We start from the raw sequence: 8710 nt of genomic DNA on the forward strand, positions 1-8710 counted from the left end.
TGGTACTGCACGGGTGACTGTGTGGAAGAGTAGAACGTTGCCAGGTAATATGAGGATCTTTAGCTCAGTTGGTTAGAGCAACCGGCTCATAACCGGTAGGTCCGGGGTTCGAGTCCCTGAAGGTCCACCATTTTTGGGGGTATAGCTCAGTTGGGAGAGCACTTGCCTTGCACGCAAGGGGTCAAGGGTTCGAATCCCTTTACCTCCACCAAAGCTACGATTTATTTCGTAGCTTTTTTTGCGTTTATTATAAAAAATATATGAATAATATTATTTAGACTTTATTTTTTATCTAATAGTGGTATTATAAATATGAATGTGTATTACAATATATGTTAAAAACTAGGTGGTAAAAATCGTGTTATATAGAGTAAAACAATTTTTTTGGGCAATAAAATCATTATCAGAAGATATTGATAATGACTATGTAAATAAATTTTTGAATAAGAAGGAAAAAAGGTTGTTTAATAGATTAAAGAAAATGGATAAGCAACATTGTATTAGAGTAAGTAAAGATGCAGTTGATTTATCAAAAGAGAGAGGGCTAAATTCAAAAAGAGTTGCAAAAGCTGCATTGCTTCATGATATAGGAAAAGGAGAATATGGACTTAATATAGTTGAAAAATCAGTTTTAGTAATACTTAATAAAGTAAGTAATGGTAAATTAAAAAAATATAATACTATTAAGGCTGTAGACTCTTATTATAATCATGCAGAAAAGGGAGCTAATTTATTAAAACAATTTAATGTATATGATAAAGAATTTTTAGATACAGTTAGATATCATCACAATAAAAATATAGTAGGAAATAAACTGCTAGAGATAATAAGAGAAAGTGATAATAGAAATTAAAGGATGGGATTAATTATGAAAGCTGATGAAAGACGAAATGCTATTATGGGAATGTTAATAAAAGAAAAAAGAGCAATTAAAGGTACAACATTAGCTGAAAATTTTAATGTTACCAGACAAATAATAGTTAAGGATATAGCTATATTAAGAGCTAAAGGAAATAATATAATAGCAACCCCAGATGGTTATATGATTAATGATGATAATAGTAGGGTAAAATCAATAATAGCAGTAAAACATAATGATGATGAAATGTTTAATGAGATGGAGATTGTAGTTAAATATGGAGGTATTATAGAAGATGTAATAGTTGAGCATCCTATTTATGGAGAGATATGTGGAGCATTAAGAATAAAGAATCTTAATGATTTAAATAAGTTTAGAGCTTCATTAGAAGATATAAAAGCAAAGCCATTATCAGTACTTACTGATGGAATACATCTTCACACAATATCTGCTGATTCTGATGAGAATATGCAGTTAATAAAAGATGAATTAAAAGAAAAGGGATTTATTTTATAAATTAGGGGAATTGGATTATGGATTATGATGTTTTAGTTTTAGGTGGCGGTATTATTGGATGTGCTGTTGCTTATGAATTATCTAAATATAATTTAAATATAGCTGTGATTGAAAAGGAATATGACATTGCTGATGATGTATCTTTCGTTAATACTTCTATAGTATATGATGGTTCTGAAACATCTAATAATGTGATGGCTGGATTAGAGTATATAGGAAATATATTATTAGAAGATTTATGTGAGAAGTTTAATGTACCTTTTAAAAGAATTGGATCATTAAGAGTAGTTAATGATGATAACGGGGTAGTTAAATTAGATGAAATGTATGAAAGAGCTATTAGAAGGGGCATAGATGGTGTTTATTTAGTAGAGCCAGATGAAGTATATGAAATAGAACCTAACATAAATACAGCCATAAAAAAGGGCTTATATTCACAAAATGTTGCGATAGTAGCACCTTATGATTTAGCAATAGCATATGCTGAAGTTGCATTTGATAACGGGGTCAACTTTAGATTAGAAGAAGAAGTATTAACTATTCAAAATATAACAAAAGGCTTCAGAGTCGTTACAAATAAAAATAAATTTTCATGTAAAGTAGTTATTAATACAATAGCAAATGAAATTTATATAAACGAAAAAGGGATAGTAGAAGAAAAAGATACAGAAGATGATATAAATTCATTTAAAAATATGAGTTATATTTTACTTGATGATAATTATGAAAATAAATTGGATAGAATAGTAACAAAAACTTTTGATAAAGATACATTTGTTGTCTCAACTCCAGTTTTAAATGGTGGATCATTAGTTGGCATAAAGAGCATTGAAAAAACAAGCTTAGATGATAACTTAAATTATGCCAGTAAATTATTAAAGAACTTAAACAAAGGAAATATAAATAATTTATTTAGGGAAAGCTATGATAAAGATTCTATAGTAGTTGATGAACAGCAAATAAATAAGGGATATATAAGTGTAATAGGAACCCATTATGGAAAGGTTACATTAGCGCCAGCAATAGCTAAGATGCTATGTGATACTATCAGTAGCAGTTTAAATTGCAGATTAAAAAAGAACTTTATTGATAAACGACGTGAATTTTATAGGTTTAGAGAAATGGATAGAAGCGAAATTAACGAAGTAATTAAGTTAGATAAGAGATATGGAAAGATTGTATGCATGTGCAATAATGTGTCTGAAGGAGAAATAGTTGATTCTATTAGAAGGCCTTTAGGTGCAAGAACTGTTAAAGGAGTTAAAAGAAGAACTGGTGCCGGATTTGGAAATTGTCATGGTTCATATTGCAATGAGAGAATAATACAAATATTAGCTAGGGAATTAGATAAAAAAATTACAGATATAGTTGATGACTCAAAAAATTCTAATATAATTTCTGGTAGAATAAAAGAATTTAAAGAAATATAGTAGGAGTATATTATGGGGAAAAAAGATATATTTACATCAGTAGTAAGGGTAAAAGGAAGTGACAGATTCAAGGTTGTTCCTGTTAAAAGTAGCGCTGAGGTAGAAAGAGAGTTATGGATTGAAATGTCAAAAGTTGTTAGTAGATTATATGTAAGTATTCCTATAAAAATGGGAAGTATTATATGTAAGAATATATTAAACAGTGGAGTAGATATAATTTGTACTAGAGATATTGACAAAAAGTAGCAGACTATAATATATTTAATATATTATAATAATTTATTTAGTTAAACCGTTGAAAAGGCTAGTAATAAGATTAGTGTTTTAAGAGAGTCAGTGGTTGGTGTGAACTGATAGCAATGTTTTATGAATCCACCTTGGAGGGACTGTGATGAGCAGTACGGATAAACCCGTTAGTTTTATAAAGAGTGGATAGTAATGTGTTTTTATATGCATTATTATCAATTAGGGTGGCAACACGGAGTTCTTCGTCCCTTTTGTGGGATAAGAGCTCTTTTTTTATACAAGAAAATAATTTATAAAAACAATTGGAGGATATTATGTTAGATTTAAAATTTGTAAGAGAAAATCCAGAAATAGTTAAGCAAAATATTAAAAATAAGTTCCAAGATCAAAAGCTTGGATTAGTTGATGAAGTTATAGCTTTAGATGTTGAAAGTAGAGCAACACAACAAGAGGCTGATTCATTAAGATCAAATAGAAAAACAATTTCTAAGCAAATTGGTGCATTAATGGGGCAAGGAAAGAGAGAGGAAGCTGAAGAATTAAAAGCTAAGGTTAACGAGCAAGCTAATCGTCTTGCTGAATTAGAAGTTAAAGAGAATGAACTTCAAGAAAAAATAAAAAATATAATGTTAGTACTTCCTAACATTATTGATCCAAGTGTTCCAATAGGAAAAGATGATAGTGAAAATGTAGAAGTTGAAAAATTTGGTGAACCTGTAGTTCCAGAATTCGAAATTCCATATCATACAGAAATAATGGAAAAGTTAAATGGTGTTGATTTAGATGGAGCTAGAAAAGTAGCAGGTAATGGATTCTATTATTTAATGGGCGATATTGCTAGATTACAATCAGGAATATTATCTTATGCTAGAGATTTCATGATTGATAAAGGATTTACTTACTGTATACCTCCATTCATGATTCGTAGTGAAGTTGTTACTGGTGTTATGAGCTTCGCTGAAATGGAATCAATGATGTATAAGATAGAAGGTGAAGATTTATACTTAATAGGTACAAGTGAACATTCTATGATAGGTAAGTTTATTGATACTATATTAAAAGAAGAATCTCTTCCTCAAACTTTAACTAGCTATTCACCATGCTTTAGAAAAGAGAAGGGTGCTCATGGAATAGAAGAAAGAGGAGTTTATAGAATTCACCAATTCGAAAAACAAGAAATGGTAGTTGTTTGTAAACCAGAAGAAAGTAAAGAATGGTTTGAAAAGTTATGGAAGTATACAGTTGAATTATTCCGTTCTTTAGATATTCCTGTTAGAACATTAGAATGTTGTTCAGGAGATTTAGCAGATCTTAAGGTTAAGTCTATTGATGTTGAAGCTTGGTCTCCAAGACAAAAAAAATACTTCGAGGTTGGAAGCTGCTCTAATTTAGGAGATGCTCAAGCTAGAAGATTAAAGATTCGTGTAAATGGAGAAAATGGAAGATACTTTGCACATACTTTAAATAATACTGTTGTTGCACCACCTAGAATGTTAATTGCATTCTTAGAAAATAACTTAAATGAAGATGGATCAATAAATATTCCAGAAGCTTTAAGACCATATATGGGTGGAAAATCAGTTATAAAATAATAATATATATGAGATATGAGATAATTAATAATAATTTTCTCATATCTCATTTTTATTTCATATAAGATAAAAGCTTTACTAATTAATAAGCATTGACAAATTTTAGGGATATGTTAGATTTATTATGGGTGGTATTTTAATTAAACCGCACCATATATAATATATTTGAAAATTTAAGAAGAAAAGAAATAGCTCATATCAATTTTGAATGGGACTAAGTAGTGTCACACTCTAATGGAGGTGATAAATATAAAATTTGGATTTATTGGAGCAGGAAAAGTTGGATTTTCCTTAGGAAAATATCTAAAAGAAAATAATATACACATAAGCGGGTATTATAGTAAATCACAGCATTCAGCTAAAGAAGCTGCAGTTTTTACTAATACACAGCAATATAACAATTTAGAAAATTTAATAAAAGATAGTGATACTATATTCATTACAACACCTGATAGCGAAATTAGTGTTGTTTGGAGTGAAATCAAAAAATTATCTATCAAAGATAAATTAATATGCCACTGTAGTGGTTCTATTTCTTCAGAAATCTTTTCAAATATAAATAATCATGGTGCCTATGGTTATTCTATTCATCCCATGTTTGCTATTTCGGACAAATATAATTCTTATAAAAATTTATCTCAAGCATTTATTACAATTGAAGGACATAAAAAACATATTGAATTTTTTAAGCAACTTTTTTCTCAATTAGGTAATGATGTAGCTGTTATTTCAAAAGAAAATAAGACTTTATATCATGCTGCATCAGTAACTGTCAGCAATCTTGTTTTAGGATTAATTAATAATGGAATTAATTATCTTGAAGAATGTGGTTTCACTCAAGATATGGCTATGAAAGCCCTTTATCCATTAATTGAATTTAACTTAAAGAATATTAAGGAAAAGGGAGCAGTTAATAGTTTAACTGGTCCAATAGAAAGAGGGGATTTAGTTACTGTAATTAATCATTTAAATGTTTTAAGAGAAGAAGATAAAGAATTATATAAATTATTATCAAAAAATATTTTGAAAATAGCAAAGGTAAAAAACTCAGCTAGAGATTATAAAAATTTAGATGAATATTTAGGAGAATAGGTTATGAAAAATACAGCAGTTACATTTAAACAAGCTAAGGAAAAGAAAGAAAAGCTTACTATGCTTACAGCATATGATTACTCTACAGCAAAGATAATTGATGAATCTGGAATAAATGGGATTTTAGTTGGAGATTCATTAGGAATGGTATGTTTAGGATATGAGGATACATTATCAGTTACTATGGAAGATATGATACATCATACTAGAGCTGTAGCAAGAGGGACTAAAAACACTTTAGTAGTTGGAGACATGCCTTTTATGTCATATCAAACATCGATTTATGATGCTGTAGTTAATGCAGGAAGATTAATTAAAGAAGGAAGAGCACAAGCTGTTAAATTAGAAGGTGGAATTGAAGTTTGCGATAAAATAGAAGCAATAGTAAAGGCTTCAATACCTGTCATGGCTCATATTGGATTAACACCACAATCAGTTAATGCATTTGGTGGGTTTAAGGTTCAAGGTAAAGATGAAGAAGCCGCAAAAAATCTTATTGAAGCTGCTTTAGCGGTAGAAAAGGCAGGAGCATTTGCTGTTGTATTAGAATGTGTTCCAGCTAAGCTTGCAGCTATAATAACTGAAAAATTATCTATTCCAACAATAGGAATAGGAGCAGGAGTAGAATGTGATGGGCAAATACTTGTTTATCAAGATATGTTAGGAATGTATAGTGATTTTACGCCTAAATTTGTTAAGAAATATGAAACTTTAGGTGAAAAGATGAATGTAGCGTTCAAAAAATATATTGAAGAAGTTAAAGATGGTGTTTTTCCAGCTGCAGAACATTCTTTTAAAATAAATGATGACGTAATTGAAAAATTATATTAAAGGGGAAGAAAAATGAGAGTAGTTGAAAGGATAAATGATGTAAGAAGTACCGTAAAGGAATGGAAATCACAAGGCTTAAAGGTTGGTTTTGTTCCAACAATGGGGTATTTACATGAAGGTCATGAAAGTCTTATTAAAAAGGCATCAGAAGAGAATGACAAAGTTGTTGTAAGCATATTTGTAAATCCTATTCAATTTGGGCCTAAAGAGGATTTAGCTAGTTATCCTAGAGATTTAAAAAGAGATAGTGAAATTTGCGAAAGGGCAGGAGCTAATCTTATATTCCATCCAGAAAATGAGGAAATGTATTTTAATGATTTTTCTACATTTGTTGATATGAATGGATTAACAAATGGATTATGTGGTAAGAGCAGGCCTATACATTTTAGAGGTGTATGCACTGTTGTTAGTAAGTTATTTAATATCGTAGCACCAGATAGAGCTTATTTTGGGGAAAAAGACGCTCAACAATTAGCAGTAGTTAAAAGGATGGTAAGAGATTTAAATATTGATATTGAGATAGTTGGATGCCCTATAGTTAGGGAAGAAGATGGACTAGCTAAAAGTTCAAGAAACACTTATCTTTCAGAAGAGGAAAGAGTAGCTGCTACTATTTTAAATAAGTCATTAATGCTTGGAAAAGAAGAAATTCAAAATGGACAAAGAAATAGTTCTAGCATAATTAAAGTTATAGAAGATAGTATTAAGAGTGAAAAATTAGCAAGAATTGATTACGTAGAGATTGTAGATAGTAGTTCTTTAGAGAAAGTTGAAGAAATTAACAAATCAGTATTAGTAGCAATAGCTGTATTTATAGGAAAAACTAGATTAATAGATAATTTTACGTATGAGTTATAGCAAGGAGAGAAGAACAATGAAGGTAAATATGTTAAAGGGAAAGATACACAGAGCAACAGTAGTACAAGCTGAATTAAATTATGTTGGAAGTATTACAGTTGATGAGGATTTATTAGATGCAGCAGGAATATATGAATATGAAAAGGTTCATATTGTTGATATAGACAATGGAGCTAGATTTGAAACATATACAATAGCTGGTGAAAGAGGATCAGGTATGATTTGCCTAAATGGGGCTGCTGCAAGATGTGTACAAGTTGGAGATAAAATAATATTAATGGCTTATGCTAATTTAGAGACAGAGGAAGTAAAAAATCATAAGCCAAAGGTTGTTTTTGTTGATAATGAAAATAAAATTAGTAGAATTACTAGTTATGAAAAACACGGGCAATTATCTGAATAAAAAAATAAAATTAATATATTTATATTAGCATAAAATGGGAATGGTAAAGTAAGAAAATATTTTAGTCTTACTTTACCATTTTTTATTAATAGTTAGATGTAGTATTATGTAGTTATTAAGATATGTAATTAAGAGGTTTTAAGATGATAAATAAAAAGCAAATAACTAAGGTATGTAATAATTGTAGTGAGTGTGCTTTACCAGTTATAACTTGTATATGCAATAGTATAAAAAAAGTTGAAACAAAAGCTAAGTTTATAATTTTATCTAGTGAACGAGAAGTACATAGAAATACGAATACAGCTAATTTATTAAAACTAATAAATCCAAAATCTACTGAAATAATTATATGGAAAAGAGGAGCGGTTTCAGAAAAAGTTTTAAACTATATTAATAGTAATATTTATAGCACATATTTGATATTTCCTATTATTAATGAAGAAATGAAAAAAAGAAAAATTCAATATAGTAAAAGTAATAGTATACCTGTATTTATTATTGTAGATGGAACATGGAAAGAAGCTTGGAAGATAATAAGAAAAAGCAATTACTTAAAAGATTTACCTATAATATCTTTAGATATAGAGAGAAGCTCAAAGTTTAGCTTACGAAGAGGACAAGAAGAGGGAAATCTATGTACTATAGAAACGGCAATAGAGTTACTTAAGATGAATAAAGAAAATAATATAAGTGAAATTATAGATAAAAGTTTTGAGTTATTTTTAGAAAGTTATAAGGCTGGAATTAGTGGTCATAAAATTAAATAAAAAAATTGATAAAAAGTGTTGACATAGTATTTATACATTGATATAATAACAATTGTTCCGAGGAGAGATGGTCGAGTTGGTTTAAGGCACCGGTCTTGAAAACCGGCGTGCGTGTG

At 29.2% G+C, this 8710-nt stretch carries 10 protein-coding genes, 2 tRNA genes and 1 other annotated feature; all 12 genes read left to right on the forward strand.

The window, feature by feature from the left end; genetic code table 11:
• Positions 1–53 precede the first annotated feature (53 nt).
• The 12 genes from I4V63_RS13360 to I4V63_RS13415 all read left to right on the forward strand — a co-directional run bounded on the left by I4V63_RS13360 (position 54) and on the right by I4V63_RS13415 (position 8594).
• Positions 54–130, forward strand: a tRNA-Ile gene (locus I4V63_RS13360).
• A gap of 5 nt (positions 131–135) precedes the next feature.
• A tRNA-Ala gene (locus tag I4V63_RS13365) sits at positions 136–211 on the forward strand.
• A 147-nt stretch (positions 212–358) separates the two neighbouring features.
• Entirely contained in the window at positions 359–853 is a 495-nt protein-coding gene (locus I4V63_RS13370; protein WP_347707737.1) for an HD domain-containing protein, read from the forward strand.
• A gap of 15 nt (positions 854–868) precedes the next feature.
• On the forward strand, positions 869–1375 hold the full coding sequence (locus tag I4V63_RS13375; protein ID WP_196001743.1) for a transcription repressor NadR: 507 nt from the start codon (positions 869–871) through the stop codon (positions 1373–1375).
• 17 nt (positions 1376–1392) lie between these two features.
• On the forward strand, positions 1393–2805 hold the full coding sequence (locus I4V63_RS13380; RefSeq protein ID WP_196001744.1) for an FAD-dependent oxidoreductase: 1413 nt from the start codon (positions 1393–1395) through the stop codon (positions 2803–2805).
• Positions 2806–2817: 12 nt separating this feature from the next.
• Positions 2818–3051 (forward strand): DUF1667 domain-containing protein, encoded by a 234-nt coding sequence (locus I4V63_RS13385; RefSeq protein WP_196001745.1) that lies wholly within the window; start codon positions 2818–2820, stop codon positions 3049–3051.
• A 40-nt stretch (positions 3052–3091) separates the two neighbouring features.
• Positions 3092–3304, forward strand: a binding site (T-box leader).
• A 61-nt stretch (positions 3305–3365) separates the two neighbouring features.
• On the forward strand, positions 3366–4643 hold the full coding sequence (gene serS / locus I4V63_RS13390; RefSeq protein WP_196001746.1) for a serine--tRNA ligase: 1278 nt from the start codon (positions 3366–3368) through the stop codon (positions 4641–4643).
• A 249-nt stretch (positions 4644–4892) separates the two neighbouring features.
• The gene (locus tag I4V63_RS13395; RefSeq protein WP_347707738.1) at positions 4893–5735 is read left to right on the forward strand and encodes a DUF2520 domain-containing protein; all 843 of its coding nucleotides are present in this window, start codon (positions 4893–4895) and stop codon (positions 5733–5735) included.
• 3 nt (positions 5736–5738) lie between these two features.
• Positions 5739–6566, forward strand: coding sequence for a 3-methyl-2-oxobutanoate hydroxymethyltransferase (gene panB / locus I4V63_RS13400; RefSeq protein WP_196001748.1), 828 nt, complete (start codon positions 5739–5741; stop codon positions 6564–6566).
• Positions 6567–6578: 12 nt separating this feature from the next.
• A complete protein-coding gene (gene panC / locus I4V63_RS13405) occupies positions 6579–7424 on the forward strand; it encodes a pantoate--beta-alanine ligase (protein WP_196001749.1) in 846 nt (281 codons plus the stop codon).
• A 16-nt stretch (positions 7425–7440) separates the two neighbouring features.
• Positions 7441–7827 carry an aspartate 1-decarboxylase gene (gene panD / locus I4V63_RS13410; protein ID WP_196001750.1) on the forward strand — a complete coding sequence of 129 codons (387 nt, stop codon included), beginning with the start codon at positions 7441–7443 and terminating at the stop codon, positions 7825–7827.
• Between the two features lie 143 nt (positions 7828–7970).
• Positions 7971–8594 carry a DTW domain-containing protein gene (locus I4V63_RS13415; protein ID WP_196001751.1) on the forward strand — a complete coding sequence of 208 codons (624 nt, stop codon included), beginning with the start codon at positions 7971–7973 and terminating at the stop codon, positions 8592–8594.
• The last annotated feature ends 116 nt before the right edge of the window (positions 8595–8710 follow it).

It is taken from the genome of Clostridium sp. 1001271B_151109_B4, assembly GCF_015670405.1.
Classification (GTDB): domain Bacteria; phylum Bacillota; class Clostridia; order Clostridiales; family Clostridiaceae; genus Clostridium.

Bases quoted from the DNA above. Each gene is read 5' to 3' on its own strand.
- I4V63_RS13385 (WP_196001745.1), top strand. From the start codon at position 2,818: ATGGGGAAAAAAGATATATTTACATCAGTAGTAAGGGTAAAAGGAAGT.
- panB (WP_196001748.1), top strand. From the start codon at position 5,739: ATGAAAAATACAGCAGTTACATTTAAACAAGCTAAGGAAAAGAAAGAA.
- serS (WP_196001746.1), top strand. From the start codon at position 3,366: ATGTTAGATTTAAAATTTGTAAGAGAAAATCCAGAAATAGTTAAGCAA.
- I4V63_RS13380 (WP_196001744.1), top strand. From the start codon at position 1,393: ATGGATTATGATGTTTTAGTTTTAGGTGGCGGTATTATTGGATGTGCT.
- I4V63_RS13375 (WP_196001743.1), top strand. From the start codon at position 869: ATGAAAGCTGATGAAAGACGAAATGCTATTATGGGAATGTTAATAAAA.
- panD (WP_196001750.1), top strand. From the start codon at position 7,441: ATGAAGGTAAATATGTTAAAGGGAAAGATACACAGAGCAACAGTAGTA.
- I4V63_RS13415 (WP_196001751.1), top strand. From the start codon at position 7,971: ATGATAAATAAAAAGCAAATAACTAAGGTATGTAATAATTGTAGTGAG.
- panC (WP_196001749.1), top strand. From the start codon at position 6,579: ATGAGAGTAGTTGAAAGGATAAATGATGTAAGAAGTACCGTAAAGGAA.